The sequence below is a fragment of the Pseudomonas sp. S1_E05 genome (assembly GCF_056337105.1).
The window spans coordinates 2,839,785-2,858,549 of record NZ_JBFRHM010000001.1 but is presented as its reverse complement, the minus strand read 5'-3'; the positions used below and the strand labels follow the sequence as shown (position 1 = coordinate 2,858,549).

Annotated in this window: 16 protein-coding genes; 14 read left to right on the top strand and 2 right to left on the bottom strand. The window is 59.3% G+C overall.

Features of this window, described 5'->3' with window-relative positions; all coding sequences use genetic code 11:
* Positions 1-2 precede the first annotated feature (2 nt).
* Positions 3-539, bottom strand: coding sequence for a retropepsin-like aspartic peptidase RloA (gene rloA / locus AB4N33_RS13165; RefSeq protein ID WP_460116976.1), 537 nt, complete (start codon positions 537-539; stop codon positions 3-5).
* Between the two features lie 296 nt (positions 540-835).
* Between rloA and AB4N33_RS13160 the strand changes: the two genes are divergently transcribed.
* The 6 genes from AB4N33_RS13160 to prpD all read left to right on the top strand — a co-directional run bounded on the left by AB4N33_RS13160 (position 836) and on the right by prpD (position 9,468).
* On the top strand, positions 836-1,552 hold the full coding sequence (locus tag AB4N33_RS13160) for a GntR family transcriptional regulator (RefSeq protein WP_460126779.1): 717 nt from the start codon (positions 836-838) through the stop codon (positions 1,550-1,552).
* Positions 1,549-2,439 (top strand): methylisocitrate lyase, encoded by an 891-nt coding sequence (gene prpB, locus AB4N33_RS13155; RefSeq protein WP_460116975.1) that lies wholly within the window; start codon positions 1,549-1,551, stop codon positions 2,437-2,439. The genes AB4N33_RS13160 and prpB overlap by 4 nt, the downstream gene beginning before the upstream one ends.
* Positions 2,440-2,612: 173 nt before the next feature.
* Positions 2,613-3,740, top strand: coding sequence for a bifunctional 2-methylcitrate synthase/citrate synthase (gene prpC / locus AB4N33_RS13150; protein WP_460116974.1), 1,128 nt, complete (start codon positions 2,613-2,615; stop codon positions 3,738-3,740).
* A gap of 158 nt (positions 3,741-3,898) precedes the next feature.
* Positions 3,899-6,496 (top strand): Fe/S-dependent 2-methylisocitrate dehydratase AcnD, encoded by a 2,598-nt coding sequence (gene acnD, locus AB4N33_RS13145; RefSeq protein WP_476457506.1) that lies wholly within the window; start codon positions 3,899-3,901, stop codon positions 6,494-6,496.
* A 68-nt stretch (positions 6,497-6,564) separates the two neighbouring features.
* Positions 6,565-7,767, top strand: coding sequence for a 2-methylaconitate cis-trans isomerase PrpF (gene prpF / locus AB4N33_RS13140; protein WP_476457505.1), 1,203 nt, complete (start codon positions 6,565-6,567; stop codon positions 7,765-7,767).
* 216 nt (positions 7,768-7,983) lie between these two features.
* Complete coding sequence (gene prpD, locus AB4N33_RS13135) at positions 7,984-9,468, top strand: 2-methylcitrate dehydratase (protein WP_476457504.1); 1,485 nt, start codon at positions 7,984-7,986, stop codon at positions 9,466-9,468.
* A 118-nt stretch (positions 9,469-9,586) separates the two neighbouring features.
* Here the strand turns inward: prpD and ppsR are convergent, their stop codons facing one another.
* Entirely contained in the window at positions 9,587-10,405 is an 819-nt protein-coding gene (ppsR, locus tag AB4N33_RS13130; RefSeq protein ID WP_460116970.1) for a posphoenolpyruvate synthetase regulatory kinase/phosphorylase PpsR, read from the bottom strand.
* Between the two features lie 174 nt (positions 10,406-10,579).
* Between ppsR and ppsA the strand changes: the two genes are divergently transcribed.
* The 8 genes from ppsA (at position 10,580) to AB4N33_RS13090 (ending at position 18,721) form a co-directional block, all read left to right on the top strand.
* On the top strand, positions 10,580-12,955 hold the full coding sequence (ppsA, locus tag AB4N33_RS13125; RefSeq protein ID WP_460116969.1) for a phosphoenolpyruvate synthase: 2,376 nt from the start codon (positions 10,580-10,582) through the stop codon (positions 12,953-12,955).
* Between the two features lie 178 nt (positions 12,956-13,133).
* On the top strand, positions 13,134-14,123 hold the full coding sequence (locus AB4N33_RS13120) for an alpha/beta fold hydrolase (RefSeq protein ID WP_476457503.1): 990 nt from the start codon (positions 13,134-13,136) through the stop codon (positions 14,121-14,123).
* Positions 14,124-14,244: 121 nt separating this feature from the next.
* Entirely contained in the window at positions 14,245-14,736 is a 492-nt protein-coding gene (gene rraA, locus AB4N33_RS13115; protein ID WP_046027054.1) for a ribonuclease E activity regulator RraA, read from the top strand.
* 30 nt (positions 14,737-14,766) lie between these two features.
* Positions 14,767-15,762: a zinc transporter ZntB gene (locus AB4N33_RS13110; protein ID WP_460139874.1), complete on the top strand. Its 996-nt coding sequence runs from the start codon at positions 14,767-14,769 to the stop codon at positions 15,760-15,762.
* Between the two features lie 63 nt (positions 15,763-15,825).
* Entirely contained in the window at positions 15,826-16,074 is a 249-nt protein-coding gene (locus AB4N33_RS13105) for a CrfX protein (protein ID WP_460116965.1), read from the top strand.
* Positions 16,075-16,076: 2 nt separating this feature from the next.
* The gene (locus AB4N33_RS13100; protein ID WP_007916401.1) at positions 16,077-16,901 is read left to right on the top strand and encodes a mechanosensitive ion channel family protein; all 825 of its coding nucleotides are present in this window, start codon (positions 16,077-16,079) and stop codon (positions 16,899-16,901) included.
* Positions 16,902-16,987: 86 nt separating this feature from the next.
* The gene (gene sigX / locus AB4N33_RS13095; protein ID WP_460116964.1) at positions 16,988-17,578 is read left to right on the top strand and encodes an RNA polymerase sigma factor SigX; all 591 of its coding nucleotides are present in this window, start codon (positions 16,988-16,990) and stop codon (positions 17,576-17,578) included.
* Between the two features lie 108 nt (positions 17,579-17,686).
* Positions 17,687-18,721: an OmpA family protein gene (locus tag AB4N33_RS13090; RefSeq protein ID WP_460116963.1), complete on the top strand. Its 1,035-nt coding sequence runs from the start codon at positions 17,687-17,689 to the stop codon at positions 18,719-18,721.
* Positions 18,722-18,765 lie beyond the last annotated feature (44 nt).

The following is an 18,765-nucleotide window of genomic DNA, read 5'->3' as shown; positions in this document are numbered from 1 at the left end:
AATTACTCTGCGGTATGTACGTCGGTGGCGCAGGCGGGTTTGCCAGCGGCGTATTTAAGACTGGGGTCGACCAGTGCATCGAAGCGTTTGAGTGCTTCGGAGCCAATCAAAAGTGGGTATTGGAACGCACTTCGGTCGGTCAAGTTCACTTCGATACTGCGCAAGGCCGAACCCATGCAGATATCCAGCTCGATCACAGGACGGGCGGTGTATTTCTTGCCCTCCTCGGGATCATAGTCGCCGGCACGTCGTTTGATCTTGCTGACCCGGGCCAGCGGCCGTTCGATCGGATGCGAATGCGCGGTGTCGATGGCCAGATAGAAGCGCACCCAGGATTCGCCATTGCGTTTGAAGCGCTTGATGTCGCGGGCACTGAGGGAGGCGGTTTTTGCCCCGGTATCGAGTTTGGCCGCAACTTCCAGATTGATGCCGTCCAGCGAGGCGTACTCGTTGAGGCCGTACACGGTTTTTTCCCCTGCCGCGGCGACACCGGGCAGGCAGAGCAGATAAAGAAAGGTCGGGAAGGGCTTGAGTCTCATAAATCCTGGTGCACAGCGGTCCGTGTTTCGATTCGAGGCCCTGGCATCGCTGCGCAAGCTCCTTCGTATGCCTATCAACTGACGATAAGTTCAAATGCTATCGACAAATGCGGGCGGCATTCTAGCACGGTGCTCCTGTGGCGCCACCGCCGAGAGATGGCTATAAACAGAAGGGCTGCTTCGTTCTGGTGCAGACGGTTATTAGACGATTGTCGACAATTCCTTTTTATCCTTTGACTGTTACGCCTTGATTCGCTACTTTTTGGCGCATCAGCTTTCAAGGTGTCGACAATATGCTGGATCAACTCGATCCCCCCGTCATTGCTCAGGACGATTCGGAAACACTTTCCGAGAACGTCTTCCGGCGTATCCAGGCGGCCATCGTCAAGGGCGAGATCGCCCCGGGCAGCAAGATCTCCGAGCCGGAGCTTGCGCGTACCTATGGCATCAGCCGCGGCCCATTGCGCGAAGCAATCCACCGTCTGGAAGGCCAGCGCCTGCTCGTCCGTGTACCGCACGTCGGTGCGCGGGTGGTGTCGTTGAATCACGCCGAGCTGGTTGAACTCTACGAGATCCGCGAGTCCCTCGAAGGCATGGCCTGTCGCCTGGCCGCCGAGCGCATGACCGTGGAAGAAATCGACGAGCTGCGTCAGGTCCTGGAGACCCATGAACGCGATGCCGCGTTCCAGGCGGGGGTCGGTTACTACCAGCAGGAAGGCGATTTCGACTTCCATTACCGGATTATCCAGGGCAGCGGCAACCGCACCCTCACGCAAATGCTCTGCGGCGAGCTGTATCAATTGGTGCGCATGTACCGCATCCAGTTTTCCACCACACCCAATCGCCCGCACCAGGCCTTTGCCGAACACCACCGAATTCTCGATGCCATCGCCGACCGTGACGGTGAGCTGGCCGAGTTGTTGATGCGTCGTCACATCGGCGCTTCCAAACGCAACATCGCCCGTCATTACCAGGACGGCGCCAACCCGACAGCCAAACGAGGTGAGTCATGAGTTCCAACAAGAGCACTCCAGGCCAGCGTTTCCGCGATGCGGTCGCCAGCGAGCATCCATTGCAAGTGGTCGGCGCGATCAACGCCAACCACGCACTATTGGCCAAGCGTGCCGGTTTCAAAGCCATTTACCTGTCCGGTGGCGGCGTCGCTGCCGGCTCCCTCGGTGTGCCGGACCTGGGCATCACCGGCCTGGATGACGTGCTGACCGACGTACGTCGTATCACCGACGTCTGCGATTTGCCGCTGCTGGTGGACGTGGACACCGGTTTCGGTTCCTCGGCGTTCAACGTCGCACGCACCGTCAAGTCGATGATCAAGTTCGGCGCGGCAGCGATTCACATCGAAGACCAGGTCGGCGCCAAGCGTTGCGGCCACCGCCCTAACAAGGAAATCGTTTCGCAGCAGGAAATGGTCGACCGCATCAAGGCCGCCGTCGATGCCCGTACCGACGACAGCTTCGTGATCATGGCCCGTACCGATGCCCTGGCGGTGGAAGGGTTGGAATCCGCCCTTGATCGCGCTGCCGCCTGCATCGAGGCCGGCGCCGACATGGTGTTCCCGGAAGCCATCACCGAGCTGGACATGTACAAGTTGTTTGCGAGCCGCGTGAAAGCGCCGATCCTGGCCAACATCACCGAATTCGGCGCGACCCCGCTGTACACCACCGAGCAACTCGCGGCGGCGCAAGTGTCACTGGTGCTGTACCCGCTGTCGGCGTTCCGCGCCATGAACAAGGCGGCGGAAAACGTCTACACCGCCATTCGCCGTGACGGTACGCAACAGAACGTGATCGACACCATGCAGACCCGCATGGAGCTTTACGATCGCATCGATTACCACACCTTCGAGCAGAAGCTCGATGCGTTGTTTGCGTCCAAGAAGTAACGAGTACCCGTGACACTGCCTGAGCCTGTAGGAGCGAGCATGCTCGCGATGGTAGACGCCACACCGCTGGGTATCAGATCCCCTGCGTGATCGTTGACGTCCATCGCGAGCATGCTCGCTCCTACAGGGGGTAAGAAATATCTCTGACAAATTCAAGAAAACTGGAGACAGCAATGGCCGAAGCAAAAGTACTCAGTGGCGCCGGGCTCCGTGGCCAGGTGGCCGGGCAGACTGCATTGTCCACCGTGGGTCAATCGGGCGCAGGCCTGACGTATCGTGGTTATGACGTTCGCGACCTGGCGGCTGACGCACAGTTCGAGGAAGTCGCTTACCTGCTGCTGTACGGCGAACTGCCGAGCAAGGCGCAACTGGCGGCCTACATCACCAAGCTGAGCAAGCTGCGCGACCTGCCGCAAGCGCTCAAGGAAGTGCTCGAACGCATCCCGGCCGATGCCCATCCGATGGACGTGATGCGCACCGGTTGCTCGTTCCTGGGCAATATCGAGCCTGAAAACGACTTCTCCGAGCAGCGCGACAAGACCGATCGCCTGTTGGCCGCTTTCCCGGCGATCATGACCTATTGGTATCGCTTCAGCCACGAAGGCAAGCGCATCGATTGCGTGAGCGACGAGCCGTCCATTGGCGGTCACTTCTTGCACCTGTTGCATGGCAAGAAGCCAAGCGAGTTGCACGTGAAGGTGATGAACGTTTCGCTGATCCTCTACGCAGAGCACGAGTTCAACGCCTCGACGTTCACCGCGCGCGTCTGTGCGTCGACCCTGTCCGACCTGTTCTCCTGCATCACGGCAGCCATCGGTTCGCTGCGCGGCCCTTTGCACGGCGGCGCGAATGAAGCGGCGATGGAAATGATCGAGCGTTTCTCATCGCCGGAGGAGGCGATCCAGGGCACCCTCGGCATGCTCGAGCGCAAGGACAAGATCATGGGGTTCGGTCACGCGATCTATAAAGACAACGATCCGCGTAACGAAGTGATCAAGGGCTGGTCGAAAAAACTCGCAGACGAAGTGGGCGACAAGGTGCTGTTCCCGGTTTCCGAAGCCATCGACAAGACCATGTGGGAGCAGAAAAAACTGTTCCCCAACGCCGACTTCTACCATGCCTCGGCGTACCACTTCATGGGCATTCCGACCAAGTTGTTCACACCGATTTTCGTCTGCTCGCGCCTGACCGGCTGGGCCGCCCACGTGTACGAACAACGCGCCAACAACCGCATCATCCGCCCAAGTGCCGAATACACCGGCGTTGAACAGCGCAAGTTCGTGCCAATCGAACAACGCTGAATGGTGGGGGCTGGAACTGAACACGCCACCCCCTGTAGGAGCGAGCTTGCTCGCGATAGCGGTTGACCTGACACACCGCAATCGCGAGCAAGCTCGCTCCTACAGGGGAACGGCGCAACGCCCCGCCTTTTGTATTTACCGTGACCGAGTCCCGACTGATGAACACAGAATTCCGTAAACCGCTGCCCGGCAGCAACCTGGATTACTTCGATGTCCGCGCCGCGGTCGAGGCCATTGCGCCAGGCGCCTACGACACGCTGCCGTACACCTCCCGCGTGCTGGCGGAAAACCTGGTGCGTCGCTGCGACCCGGCCACGCTGACCGAATCCCTCAAACAATTCATCGAGCGCAAGCGCGACCTCGATTTCCCATGGTTCCCGGCCCGCGTGGTGTGCCACGACATTCTCGGCCAGACCGCTCTGGTGGACCTCGCCGGCCTGCGTGACGCCATCGCCCAGCAGGGCGGTGACCCGGCGCAGGTGAACCCGGTGGTGCCGACGCAATTGATCGTCGACCACTCCCTGGCCGTCGAACGTGGCGGTTTCGATCCCGAAGCGTTCGAGAAGAACCGCGCCATCGAAGACCGTCGCAACGAAGACCGTTTCCACTTCATCAACTGGACCAAGAAGGCGTTCAAAAACGTCGACGTGATTCCTCCGGGCAACGGCATCATGCACCAGATCAACCTGGAGAAAATGTCTCCGGTGATCCAGGTGCGCGATGGTGTAGCGTTCCCCGACACCTGCGTCGGCACCGATAGCCACACCCCGCACGTGGATGCGCTGGGCGTGATCGCCATCGGCGTCGGTGGCCTGGAAGCGGAAAGCGTGATGCTCGGCCGCGCGTCCTGGATGCGTCTACCGGAAAGCGTCGGCGTCGAGTTGACCGGCAAGCTGCAACCCGGCATCACCGCCACCGACATGGTGCTGGCGCTGACCGAGTTCCTGCGCAAGCAGAAGGTCGTGGGCGCATGGCTGGAGTTCTTTGGCGAAGGCGCGGCTGCGCTGACCCTCGGCGACCGCGCAACCATCTCCAACATGGCACCGGAATATGGCGCCACGGCGGCGATGTTCTACATCGACCAACAGACCATCGACTACCTCAAACTCACCGGCCGTGAAGACGAGCAGGTGCAGTTGGTCGAAAACTATGCCAAGCAGATCGGCCTGTGGGCCGATAGCCTCAAGGGCGCGCAGTACGAGCGTGGCTTGACGTTCGATTTGTCTTCGGTCGTGCGCAACATGGCTGGCCCGAGTAACCCGCACGCTCGCGTGGCCGTCTCGGACCTGGCAGCCAAGGGCATTGCCGGCCAGTGGGAAGACGTTCCGGGCCAGATGCCGGACGGCGCCGTGATCATCGCCGCGATCACCAGTTGCACCAACACCAGCAACCCACGCAACGTGATCGCTGCGGGCCTGCTGGCGCGCAACGCCAACAAGCTCGGCCTGACCCGCAAACCCTGGGTCAAGACGTCCCTGGCCCCCGGCTCGAAAACCGTGGCGCTGTACCTGGATGAGGCCGGCCTGACCGATGAACTGGAACAGCTCGGCTTCGGGGTGGTGGCGTTCGCCTGCACCACCTGCAACGGCATGTCCGGTGCACTTGACCCTGTCATCCAGCAGGAAATCATCGACCGCGACCTGTACGCCACCGCCGTATTGTCGGGTAACCGTAACTTCGACGGGCGAATTCACCCGTACGCCAAGCAGGCGTTCCTGGCTTCGCCGCCGCTGGTGGTCGCCTATGCCATCGCCGGGACCATCCGTTTCGACATCGAAAAAGACGTGCTGGGCCTGGATGCCGATGGCAAAGAGATCCGCCTGAAGGACATCTGGCCAAGCGACGCAGAAATCGAAGCAGTGGTTAAGGCTTCCGTGAAGCCCGAGCAGTTCCGCCAGGTCTACATCCCGATGTTTGCGATCCAGGAAGACACCGGCCCCAAAGTCACGCCGCTGTACGACTGGCGCGAGATGAGCACCTACATCCGCCGTCCGCCGTACTGGGAAGGCGCCCTGGCCGGGGCGCGTCCGCTCAAGGGCATGCGCCCGCTGGCGGTCCTGCCGGACAACATCACCACCGACCACCTGTCGCCGTCCAACGCCATCATGATGGACAGCGCCGCCGGCGAATACCTGGCGAAAATGGGCCTGCCGGAAGAGGATTTCAACTCCTACGCGACGCATCGCGGGGACCACCTGACCGCGCAACGCGCAACCTTCGCCAACCCGAAACTGTTCAACGAAATGGTCAAGGAAGACGGCAAGGTCAAGCAGGGCTCGCTGGCCCGCGTCGAGCCGGAAGGTCAGGTGATGCGCATGTGGGAAGCCATCGAGACCTACATGGATCGCAAGCAGCCGCTGATCATCATCGCCGGCGCTGACTACGGCCAGGGCTCGTCCCGCGACTGGGCGGCCAAGGGCGTGCGTTTGGCCGGTGTCGAAGCGATTGCCGCCGAAGGTTTCGAGCGCATCCACCGCACCAACCTGGTGGGCATGGGCGTGTTGCCACTGGAATTCAAGCCGGGCACCAATCGCAACACCCTGGCCATCGACGGGACCGAAGTCTATGACGTGATCGGCGAGCGCACCCCGCGGGCCGACCTGACGCTGGTGATCCATCGCAAGAACGGCGAGCGCGTCGAGGTGCCGGTGACCTGCCGCCTCGATACCGCTGAAGAGGTATCGATCTACGAAGCCGGCGGCGTGTTGCAACGCTTCGCCCAGGACTTCCTCGAAGAATCGGCAGTCGCTGTTTAAAACTCGGTGTGCAGACAGGGGGATTTCAAATCCCCCTGTCTGCTTCAAGTTCAGGAGTAAGGAACACCATGGCTGACGCAGCTGTTTTTCCGAAGCAAATCAAGATTCCGGCCACCTACATGCGTGGTGGCACCAGCAAGGGCGTATTTTTCAGCCTGCAGGATTTGCCTGAGGCGGCGCAGGTTCCAGGTCCCGCCCGAGACGCCCTGTTGCTTCGGGTCATCGGCAGCCCCGACCCGTATGACAAGCAGATCGACGGCATGGGCGGTGCAACCTCCAGCACCAGCAAAACGGTGATCCTGTCCAAAAGCATCAAGGCCGATCACGATGTCGACTACCTGTTCGGCCAAGTGTCCATCGACAAGCCCTTCGTCGACTGGAGCGGTAACTGCGGCAACTTGACGGCGGCAGTTGGATCGTTCGCCATCAGCAACGGCCTGGTGGATGCCAGCCGCATTCCGCACAACGGCGTGGCGGTGGTGCGCGTGTGGCAGGTCAACATCGGCAAGACCATCATCGCCCACGTACCGATCACCAACGGCGAGGTGCAGGAAACCGGCGATTTTGAACTCGATGGGGTGACCTTCCCCGCAGCGGAAGTGCAGGTCGAATTTCTTGACCCGGCGGCGGAAGAAGAGGGCGGGGGCGGTTCGATGTTCCCTACCGGCAACCTCGTCGATGACCTGGAAGTGCCGGGCGTTGGCACCTTCAAGGCGACCTTGATCAACGCGGGCATTCCGACGATTTTCGTTAACGCGGCAGACATTGGCTACACCGGTACCGAGTTGCAAGGCGCGATCAACGGGGACCCGAAAGCGTTGCAGATGTTCGAGACCATTCGTGCTTATGGCGCTTTGCGCATGGGCCTGATCGCCAACGTTGACGAGGCGGCCAAGCGTCAACACACACCGAAGGTGGCGTTTGTCGCCAAGCCTGCGGACTACGTGGCTTCCAGCGGCAAGGCAATTGCGGCCGGTGACGTCGATCTGCTCGTGCGGGCACTGTCCATGGGCAAGCTGCACCACGCGATGATGGGCACCGCTGCGGTGGCCATTGGTACGGCGGCGGCGATTTCCGGGACCCTGGTCAACCTCGCGGCGGGCGGCATCGAACGCAACGCAGTGCGCTTCGGCCATCCGTCCGGCACCTTGCGGGTGGGCGCCGAGGCGAGTCAGGTCAACGGTGAGTGGATCGTGAAAAAAGCCATCATGAGCCGCAGTGCGCGGGTGTTGATGGAAGGGTTTGTACGGGTGCCGGGGGATTGTTTCTAGCAGACATTGAACAACTGTGGGAGCGGGCTTGCCCGCGATGGCGGTGTGTCAATAACAGAAACTTCGACTGACACACCCAATCGCGAGCAAGTCGAATCGTCGCACCGCCGCTCCCACAGTTCTTGACCGAGTTTCATATTAGAAAAATGATTCAACCCACCGCGATCAACCCGAACCGAGGTCCCATCAACGAACCACTTCACGAGTGAATCGAACATGAGCGCCAACGTTGACCTGAACAATCGCCCGGACTATGACCAGGTCCTGCAGGACATTGCCGATTACGTCCTCAATTTCCAGATCCAGTCTGCCCAGGCCCTGGACACCGCCCGCAACTGCCTGATGGATACCCTGGGCTGTGGCCTGCTGGCGCTGCGTTTTCCCGAGTGCACCAAGCACCTGGGGCCGCTGGTCGAAGGCACGGTGGTGCCACACGGCGCACGGGTGCCCGGCACGTCGTTCCGGCTCGATCCGGTCAAGGCGGCGTGGGACATCGGTTGCATCGTGCGTTGGCTCGACTACAACGACACCTGGCTCGCCGCCGAATGGGGCCATCCGTCAGATAATCTCGGTGGCATTCTTGCGGTGGCCGACCACCTGTCGCAAAAACGCCTGGCCAACGGCGAAACGCCACTGACCGTTCGCACCGTGCTCGAAGCGATGATCATGGCCCACGAAATCCAGGGTGTACTCGCGCTGGAGAATTCCTTCAATCGTGTAGGTCTTGACCACGTCATTCTGGTCAAGGTCGCCTCGACGGCCGTCACCGCCAAACTGATGGGCGCCCATCGCGAGCAGTTGTTGTCCGCGCTGTCCCATGCCTTTGCCGACGGTCAAGCCCTGCGCACCTATCGACATGCGCCCAATGCCGGTTCGCGTAAGTCGTGGGCGGCAGGCGATGCGTCCAGCCGGGGCGTACGCCTGGCGGACATCGCGATGCGTGGCGAGATGGGTATTCCCGGTGTGCTGAGTGCCCGGCAGTGGGGCTTCTACGACGTGCTGTTCAGTCATACCAACAATGATTTGGCGCTCAAGCCCGGGGACAGGCGCGAATTCAGCCTGTCCCGGCAATACGGCAGCTACGTGATGGAAAACGTACTGTTCAAGATCAGCTTCCCTGCAGAGTTCCACGCGCAAACCGCCTGTGAAGCCGCCGTTATCTTGCACCCACAGGTGCGCAATCGCCTTCACGAGATCGACAGGATCGTCATTACCACCCACGAATCGGCGATTCGCATCATTTCCAAGGTCGGCCCGCTGGCCAATGCGGCGGATCGCGATCACTGCCTCCAGTACATGACCGCCGTGCCACTGGCTTTCGGCAATCTGGTGGCCGAGCAGTACGAGGATGATTTCCACAAGGCACACCCGATCATCGACGTGCTGCGCGAGAAAATGGTCATCGTCGAAGAACCGCGTTTCACGCGTGAATACCTGGAAGCGGACAAGCGTTCCATTGCCAACGCGGTGCAGGTGTTTTTCAAGGACGGTTCCAGCACCGAAAACGTGGTGGTGGAATACCCGATTGGCCATCGCCGTCGGCGTGCCGAGGGCATTCCCCTGCTGGAGGACAAGTTCAGGGCGAACCTGGCGACACGGTTTGCCGGGCAGCGTTGCGAGGAAATTTTTGCGTTGTGCAAGGACCAGGAGCGGCTTGAGATGACGCCGGTCAATCGGTTTGTGGATTTGTTTGTTATCTAGGGGGCGGCGTTATCGTTCGATCGCGAGCAAGCTCGCTCCTGCAGGGATCTGCGGTGTTCACAAATTACCTGTAGGAGCGAGCTTGCTCGCGATGACGGCAGATCAGACGCTAGAGAAGCTACTTGAACCGCCGCTCCACACCTTTCTCCACAAGAATCTTCGCCGAGATTTCTTCAACGGAAAAATGCGTGGAGTTGATGTGAGGAATGTTCTCGCGGCGAAACAGGTTTTCCACCTCGCGCACTTCGAACTCGCATTGTGCGTAGCTCGAATAGCGGCTGTTGGGCTTGCGCTCGTTGCGGATGGCCGTAAGACGGTCTGGATCGATGGTCAGGCCAAACAGCTTGTGCTGGTGCGAACGCAGGGCGCTTGGCAGGGTCAGGCGCTCCATGTCGTCTTCGGTCAGCGGGTAGTTGGCGGCGCGAATGCCGAATTGCATGGCCATGTACAGGCAGGTGGGCGTTTTGCCGCAGCGTGACACGCCCACCAGGATCAGGTCGGCCTTGTCGTAATAGTGCGTACGGGCGCCATCGTCGTTGTCGAGGGCGAAGTTAACGGCCTCGATGCGTTCCATATAATTGGAGTTGGTGCCGATGGAATGGGACTTGCCGACGGTGTAGGAAGAATGCTCTGTCAGTTCCTGTTCAAGCGGTGCCAGGAAGGTCGAGAAAATGTCGATCATGAAACCATTGGACGTTGCGAGAATCTCACGGATGTCCTGATTGACAATGGTGTCGAAGATGATCGGCCGGAAGCCGTCGGTTTCGGCGGCCTTGTTGATTTGTTGTACCATGGCCCGCGCTTTGTCCGCGCTGTCGATGTACGGGCGGGTGAATTTGCTGAAGGTAATGTTTTCGAACTGTGCCAGGAGGCTTTGACCCAAGGTTTCGGCGGTGATGCCGGTGCCATCGGAGATAAAGAAAGCAGATCGTTTCATTTGTACCTTGGCCCTTAAGCTAGTAGCGAAAACTGGATATGATAGGCGCGATTTGCCGGCCGCCAATGGCCCGCATTCTCACTTATTTTCCAGGTCCAGGCCATATAGCTGGCAAATGCTCCATTTAGAGCGCCGGTTTTGAGCTTTTCCAACACAGTTAGTGGAGAGATCACCTTGGTAGAGTACGTAGTTTCCCTCGATAAGCTCGGCAAACACGATGTTGAGCATGTGGGGGGCAAGAACGCATCCCTGGGCGAGATGATCAGTAACCTCGCAGGTGCCGGTGTATCGGTACCCGGTGGCTTCGCCACGACCGCCCAGGCTTATCGTGATTTCCTGGAACTGAGCGGCCTGAACCAGCAGATTCATGACGCCCTCGATGCCCTGGACGTCGACGACGTGAATGCCCTGGCCAAGACCGGCGCACAAATCCGCCAATGGATCATGGAAGCTGAGTTCCCCGAGAAACTGAACACCGAGATCCGCACCGCATTCGCCGCGCTGTCGGCCGGCAACCCTGACGTCGCTGTGGCCGTGCGCTCTTCCGCCACCGCGGAAGACTTGCCGGACGCTTCCTTCGCAGGTCAGCAGGAAACCTTCCTGAACATCCGTGGTGTCGAGAACGTCATTCGCGCCGCCAAGGAAGTGTTCGCTTCCCTCTTCAATGACCGTGCTATTTCCTACCGCGTGCACCAGGGCTTTGACCATAAACTGGTCGCCCTGTCGGCTGGCGTGCAGCGCATGGTCCGCTCCGAAACCGGCACCGCCGGCGTGATGTTCACCCTCGATACCGAATCGGGCTTCCGTGACGTGGTGTTCATCACCGGCGCCTACGGCCTGGGTGAAACTGTCGTACAAGGCGCGGTGAACCCGGATGAGTTCTACGTCCACAAGGACACCCTGACCGCGGGTCGCCCGGCGATCCTGCGCCGCAACCTGGGCAGCAAGGCCATCAAGATGATCTACGGCGACGAGGCCAAGGCCGGTCGTTCGGTCAAGACCGTCGATGTCGACAAGGCCGATCGCGCGCGTTTCTGCCTGACCGACGCTGAAGTCAGCGAGCTGGCCAAGCAAGCGATGATCATCGAGAAGCACTACCAGTGCCCGATGGACATCGAGTGGGCCAAGGACGGTGACGACGGCAAGCTGTACATCGTGCAAGCCCGTCCGGAAACCGTGAAGAGCCGCACCCAGGCCAACGTCATGGAACGTTACCTGTTGAAGGAAACCGGCACTGTGCTGGTCGAAGGTCGCGCCATTGGCCAGCGCATCGGCGCCGGCAAGGTCCGCATCATCAAGGACGTGTCCGAGATGGACAAGGTCCAGGTCGGTGACGTACTGGTTTCCGACATGACCGACCCGGACTGGGAACCGGTCATGAAGCGCGCCAGCGCCATCGTCACCAACCGTGGCGGCCGTACCTGTCACGCGGCGATCATCGCCCGTGAGCTGGGCATTCCGGCCGTGGTCGGTTGCGGTAACGCCACCGAGCTGTTGAAAGAAGGCCAGGGCGTCACCGTTTCCTGCGCCGAAGGCGACACCGGCTATATCTTCGAAGGTCAATTGGGCTTCGACATCAAGAAAAACTCCGTCGACGCCATGCCGGACCTGCCGTTCAAGATCATGATGAACGTCGGCAACCCGGATCGCGCCTTTGACTTCGCGCAGTTGCCGAACGCCGGTGTGGGCCTGGCCCGCCTGGAGTTCATCATCAACCGCATGATCGGCGTCCACCCCAAGGCGCTGCTGAACTATGACGGCCTGCCACAGGACATCAAGGACAGCGTCGACAAGCGCATTGCCGGCTACAACGACCCGGTCGGCTTCTACGTCGAGAAACTGGTCGAGGGCATCAGCACACTGGCTGCCGCGTTCTGGCCAAAAAAGGTCATCGTGCGCCTGTCGGACTTCAAGTCCAACGAATACGCCAACCTGATCGGCGGCAAGCTGTACGAGCCGGAAGAAGAAAACCCGATGCTGGGCTTCCGTGGCGCTTCGCGTTACATCAGCGAATCGTTCCGTGACTGCTTCGAGCTCGAATGCCGCGCACTCAAACGCGTGCGCAACGAGATGGGCCTGACCAACGTCGAAATCATGGTGCCGTTCGTCCGCACCCTGGGCGAAGCGAGCCAAGTGGTGGACCTGCTGGCCGAGAAAGGCCTGGTCCGTGGCGAAAACGGCCTGCGCGTCATCATGATGTGCGAGTTGCCGTCCAACGCGATCCTGGCCGAAGAGTTCCTTGAGTACTTCGACGGCTTCTCCATTGGTTCCAACGACCTGACCCAGCTCACCCTGGGACTGGACCGGGACTCCGGGATCATCGCGCACCTGTTCGACGAGCGTAACCCTGCGGTCAAGAAGCTGCTGGCCAACGCCATTGCCGCTTGCAACAAGGCCGGCAAATACATCGGCATCTGCGGCCAGGGCCCTTCGGACCACCCTGACCTGGCCAAATGGCTGATGGAACAGGGCATCGAGAGTGTCTCGCTGAACCCGGACTCCGTACTGGAAACCTGGTTCTTCCTGGCGGAAGGTCAAGCTTCGGCCTGACAAGCAACCCTGTACCTGTAGGAGCGAGTACGCTCGCGATGGACTCAAAAACACCGCGGGGCACCTGATGCCCCGCGTCATCGTTGGCGACCATCGCGAGCGTGCTCGCTCCTACAGACATCCAGATTCAATCAGGGCGGGCATCCACGGATGCCGCCCTTTTTTGTGCAAGAGCATCATGCAAAGCAGCAGCAATCTATTTCCTGTCGCCCTGATCAGCGCCGAACGGCGCGGTGATCTGAGCGAAGATGTCTATCGTTTGAAACCCGGCAACAGCCCCGACAGTACGGTCGAGTTGGCGGTCACGCGTCTGGGCATGGCTGACGAGTCGGTCGCGCGCGGTGTGCCGGTGATCCTGTTGCACGGCAGTTTTTCCAATCGCCGCTTCTGGTTCTCGCCCAAGGGTGTGGGGCTTGGGGCTCACCTGGCGCGTTTGGGGTTCGACGTGTGGGTCGCGGAAATGCGTGGCCATGGCTTGTCCCAGCGTAATCAGGACTACCGCAAGAACCGCGTCGCCGATTACGCCCGGTACGATCTGCCGGCCATTGGCGCGTTCGTGCGCGAGCAGAGCGGCCAGGTTCCGCACTGGATCGGTCACTCCCTGGGGGGCATTACTCTGGCGGCGGCACTGGGGGGCGAATACATCGGTGAGCCGGTCGTGGCCTCGGCGGCGTTCTTTGGCACGCAAGTGAGCCGCACTTACTGGCCACTGAAGATCCCGCCGGTGGAGTGGGGCGGGCGCTTCATTCTCAAACGTTTTGCCCAGCTGTCCGGTTCACGGCTCAAACGCGGCCCAGAGGACGAGCCCATTGGCCTGGCGCTGGAAAGCATGCGCTGGTACGGCTTGTTCGGGCGCTTTGGTGATCGTGACAAGGATTGGTGGGCCGGTTTGGCCAACGTGCAATTGCCGGTGCTGGCCGTGAGTGCGGCGGGCGATCACCAGGACCCGGAATGGGCGTGCCGCAAGCTGTTCGATCAGTTGGGGTCGGCGCAAAAGCAATTCATAAAACTGGGCCGCGAACAGGGTTTCGGCGGCAACTTCGGGCATGTGGAGATGCTCGTCAGCAAGGCGGCGCAGGCTGAGGTCTGGCCGTTGGTGGTGCGCTGGTTGAACGATCAACAGACGCCATTGTTGGGTGAAAAGCCGGATCTGGCGACGGCGGTCTGAGCCAGATGCTCTATTATGGGCATTTCGCTCTGCATGGCTTGCGGCTAAGATATGACGCATTGCGCTTTTTCGGTCACATTGCGACATCCTCGATTGTCTTCCTTTTTTCAGGAGTTTCTCGATGAATCATTACCTTACGCCTGACCTGTGCGACGCCTATCCAGAGCTGGTGCAGGTGCTGGAACCGATGTTTAGCAACTTCGGTGGCCGTGACTCTTTTGGCGGCGAAATCGTGACCATCAAGTGCTTCGAAGACAACTCGCTGGTCAAGGAGCAAGTCGAGCTCAAGGGCAATGGGAAGGTGCTGGTGGTCGATGGCGGCGGGTCCCTGCGTCGCGCCTTGCTGGGTGACATGCTGGCGGAGAAAGCGGCAAAAAACGGTTGGGAAGGGCTGGTCATCTACGGTTGCATCCGCGACGTCGATGTCATCGCGCAAACCGATCTGGGCGTCCAGGCCCTGGCCAGCCACCCGATGAAAACCGACAAGCGCGGTATCGGCGACCTCAATGTTGCAGTGACCTTCGCCGGTGTCACCTTCCACCCGGGCCACTACATTTATGCGGACAACAACGGTGTGATCATCTCGCCAAGTCCGTTGAAAATGCCTGAGTAAGCTTTAGCCGACCTTGAGAATGGAGTGCGGATGTTCGAGGAAGACAACGCGCAGTGGGGGCTGGTACATGCCCTGGTGCTGGATGGCAAAGGCGGTGCGCGTTCGATTGCCCGGACTGAGCTCGACGATTTGCAGTTGCAAGCGCATGAAAGCCTGTGGCTGCACTGGGATCGCAGCCACCCGCAAACCCAGACCTGGTTGCGTAAATCCAGCGGCCTGAGTGAGTTCAATTGTGATCTTCTGCTGGAAGAGAACACCCGACCGCGTCTTCTACAGCTAACTGACAGCGAGCTGCTGCTATTTTTGCGTGGGGTGAACCTCAATCCAGGTGCCGAGCCCGAAGACATGGTCTCGGTGCGGATCTTTGGTTCGGCGCGGCGGGTGATTTCCCTGCGGTTGCGGCCGCTGCGTGCTACTGATGAACTGTTGGTGCAGTTGGCGGATGGCAAGGGTCCGAAAACCACTTCTGAACTCATCCTTTATATGGCTCAGAACCTCACCAACAAAGTGCAGGATCTGGTCAGTTGCCTCTCGGAAGTGGTCGATGAGGAAGAAGAAAAACTGGATGCCGACGAACGGTATACACCGGAGCATGGCTCCATTTTGCAGATCCGTCGCAGGGCGGCCGGGCTCAAGCGTTTTCTGGCGCCGCAACGGGATATTTTTGGTCAACTGACACGGATAAAATTGCCCTGGTTCGTTGAGGACGATGGCGATTACTGGAACGAACTGAACAACAGCCTGACCCGTTATCTCGAAGAGCTGGAATTGACGCGAGAGCGCGTGGGGCTGGTCCTGGAGGCTGAAGACCGGCGTTTGAGCGTGCGCATGAACCGCACGATGTATCGCTTCGGGATCATCACCGGGATCTTTTTGCCGATGAGTTTTCTCACCGGTCTGCTGGGTATCAACGTGGGTGGCATTCCGTTTTCTGCCAGCCCCTACGGCTTCATGATTGCCTGTTTGTTGATGGTGTTGGTGGCGCTCGGCCAGTGGTGGTTATTTAGACGTTTGCGTTGGGTCTGACAATGCGCCATGTGACCTGTGCAAAATTGACCGCGTCTTTCACAGACATCACGAGAGGTGCGTATGCACGATCCGTTTGAACAGTCTTTGCGCGACATGCTGAACGCTTCACCGTCCACCCGTGACGACGATGCGTGCCTGGGCCGCGTCCTCAAAACCGCCAATCGCCAGGTCGGTGCCGGCGATCTGTTCAGTCTGCTGGGCCGCTGGCTGCCCGCGTTGATGATCGCCTTGAATAACGGATCGGCCCACGTCTCGCCGGTTTCCCGTCTGCATAAATCTACTGCCCGCACTGCTGATAAGGCTGATTGAATATGGAACTTGATCTCTGGACACAGAGCCTCGTCACTGCAATGACTGCGTTATGGACCAAGGTTGCAAACTTCATCCCGAACCTTTTCGGCGCATTGGTTGTGCTGCTGCTGGGTTTCGTCGTGGCGAAACTTCTGGACACTTTGCTGTCGAAGTTGCTCGCCAAGCTGGGCCTCGATCGCCTGATGGGCGGCACAGGCCTCACTAAGTTGATGTCCCGGGCCGGCCTGCAAGTGCCGATCTCAACCCTTATCGGCAAGATCGTCTATTGGTTCGTTCTGCTGATTTTCCTGGTTTCTGCAGCAGAATCCCTTGGGCTTGAGCGAGTTTCAGCTACGCTGGATATGTTGGCGCTGTATCTGCCGAAAGTTTTTGGCGCCGCGCTGGTGTTGCTGGTGGGTGTGTTGCTCGCGCAATTGGCCAATGGGCTGGTGCGCGGTGCTGCGGAAGGGGTAGGTCTGGATTACGCATCAGGCTTGGGGCGAATCGCCCAAGGCCTGGTCATTATCATCAGTATTTCGGTGGCGATCAGCCAGTTGGAGGTCAAGACTGACCTCCTGAACCATGTGATTGTCATCGTTTTGATTACCGTTGGTCTGGCGGTTGCGCTGGCCATGGGGTTGGGAAGCCGGGAAATTGCCGGTCAGATTCTTGCGGGAATCTATGTGCGTGAGTTGTATCAAGTTGGGCAACAAGTGCGTGTTGGCGAGGTCGAAGGCCAGATCGAGGAGATCGGCACGGTTAAAACCACATTGCTGACCGATGAGGGTGAGCTAGTCTCTCTCTCCAATCGGATTCTCCTGGAGCAGCATGTGAGTAGCCGCTAACCCGGCAAACCCTGCTAATGTATGCCGCCGCAAAATGCCCTGAAGGGCTGCGGTGGACATTGACCTGACTGTCGGCCTGACTTGTTTTGAATAACGCTCAACCGCTCTCCACGCGCTATGACCCCCGCGAGCTCTCTGATGAGGAGTTGGTCGCGCGCTCGCATACCGAGCTGTTTCACGTAACGCGCGCCTACGAAGAGTTGATGCGGCGTTACCAGCGAACATTATTTAACGTCTGTGCACGATATCTTGGGAACGATCGCGACGCAGACGATGTCTGTCAGGAAGTGATGTTGAAGGTGCTGTATGGGTTGAAGAATTTCGAGGGGAAATCGAAATTCAAGACATGGCTGTACAGCATCACGTACAACGAATGCATCACTCAGTATCGAAAGGAACGGCGAAAGCGTCGCTTGATGGACGCGTTGAGCCTGGACCCCCTCGAGGAAGCGTCTGAAGAAAAGACGCCTAAACCCGAGGAAAAGGGTGGGCTTGATCGCTGGTTGGTGCATGTGAACCCGATTGACCGGGAAATTCTGGTGCTACGATTTGTCGCAGAGCTGGAGTTTCAGGAGATCGCAGACATCATGCATATGGGCTTGAGTGCAACAAAAATGCGTTACAAACGTGCTCTAGATAAATTGCGTGAGAAATTTGCAGGTATTGCTGAAACTTAGTTCGGCGCAAATTATCTCTTACGTGTAGGCAAGTTCTGATAGAATTGCCGCCGAGTTGTCCCCCGGTTTGTGGGACTGATTCACTATCACCAGATGGGGATTTAACGGATGAAACTGAAAAACACCTTGGGCTTGGCCATTGGTTCTTTGATTGCGGCCACTTCGGTCGGCGCATTGGCACAGGGCCAAGGCGCAGTTGAAATCGAAGGTTTCGCGAAGAAAGAGTACTACGACAGCCAGCGCGACTTCAAAAACGACGGCAACCTCTTCGGTGGTTCGGTTGGTTACTTCCTGACCGACGACGTTGAACTGCGTCTGGGCTACGACGAAGTGCACAACGTGCGTAGCGATTCTGGCAAGAACATCAAGGGCTCCAACACTGCCCTGGACGCTCTGTACCACTTCAACAACCCAGGCGACATGCTGCGTCCGTACGTCTCCGCTGGTTTCTCGGACCAAAGCATCGGCCAGAACGATCGCGGTGGTCGTGACGGCTCCACCTTCGCCAACGTTGGCGGCGGTGCCAAGCTGTACTTCACTGACAACTTCTACGCCCGTGCTGGCGTTGAAGCTCAGTACAACATCGACAAAGGCGACACCGAGTGGGCTCCTAGCGTCGGTATCGGTGTGAACTTCGGTGGCGGCTCCAAGCCTGCTGCTGCTCCAGTTCCAGCACCTGCTGAAGTCTGCTCCGACAGCGACAACGATGGCGTGTGCGACAACGTCGACAAGTGCCCGGACACCCCAGCCAACGTTACCGTTGACGCTGATGGCTGCCCAGCAGTTGCTGAAGTCGTACGTGTTGAGCTGGACGTGAAATTCGACTTCGACAAGTCGGTCGTCAAGCCAAACAGCTACGGCGACATCAAGAACCTGGCTGACTTCATGAAGCAGTACCCAGCCACCACCACTACTGTTGAAGGTCACACTGACTCCGTCGGTCCTGACGCTTACAACCAGAAACTGTCCGAGCGTCGTGCAAACGCCGTTAAGCAAGTTCTGACCAACCAGTACGGTGTTGAGTCGTCCCGCGTTCAGTCCGTCGGCTACGGCGAATCCCGCCCAGTTGCTGACAACGCCACTGAAGCTGGTCGCGCTGTTAACCGTCGCGTAGAAGCGCAGGTTGAAGCTCAAGCTAAGTAATTAGCTCGCAGCTTGAAAAAAGCCCGGCTTAGGCCGGGCTTTTT

Coding starts and splice junctions, on each gene's coding strand:
- rloA (WP_460116976.1), bottom strand. CDS start 539: ATGAGACTCAAGCCCTTCCCGACCTTTCTTTATCTGCTCTGCCTGCCC.
- prpB (WP_460116975.1), top strand. CDS start 1,549: ATGAGTTCCAACAAGAGCACTCCAGGCCAGCGTTTCCGCGATGCGGTC.
- prpC (WP_460116974.1), top strand. CDS start 2,613: ATGGCCGAAGCAAAAGTACTCAGTGGCGCCGGGCTCCGTGGCCAGGTG.
- acnD (WP_476457506.1), top strand. CDS start 3,899: ATGAACACAGAATTCCGTAAACCGCTGCCCGGCAGCAACCTGGATTAC.
- prpF (WP_476457505.1), top strand. CDS start 6,565: ATGGCTGACGCAGCTGTTTTTCCGAAGCAAATCAAGATTCCGGCCACC.
- prpD (WP_476457504.1), top strand. CDS start 7,984: ATGAGCGCCAACGTTGACCTGAACAATCGCCCGGACTATGACCAGGTC.
- ppsR (WP_460116970.1), bottom strand. CDS start 10,405: ATGAAACGATCTGCTTTCTTTATCTCCGATGGCACCGGCATCACCGCC.
- AB4N33_RS13120 (WP_476457503.1), top strand. CDS start 13,134: ATGCAAAGCAGCAGCAATCTATTTCCTGTCGCCCTGATCAGCGCCGAA.
- rraA (WP_046027054.1), top strand. CDS start 14,245: ATGAATCATTACCTTACGCCTGACCTGTGCGACGCCTATCCAGAGCTG.
- AB4N33_RS13110 (WP_460139874.1), top strand. CDS start 14,767: ATGTTCGAGGAAGACAACGCGCAGTGGGGGCTGGTACATGCCCTGGTG.
- AB4N33_RS13105 (WP_460116965.1), top strand. CDS start 15,826: ATGCACGATCCGTTTGAACAGTCTTTGCGCGACATGCTGAACGCTTCA.
- AB4N33_RS13100 (WP_007916401.1), top strand. CDS start 16,077: ATGGAACTTGATCTCTGGACACAGAGCCTCGTCACTGCAATGACTGCG.
- AB4N33_RS13090 (WP_460116963.1), top strand. CDS start 17,687: ATGAAACTGAAAAACACCTTGGGCTTGGCCATTGGTTCTTTGATTGCG.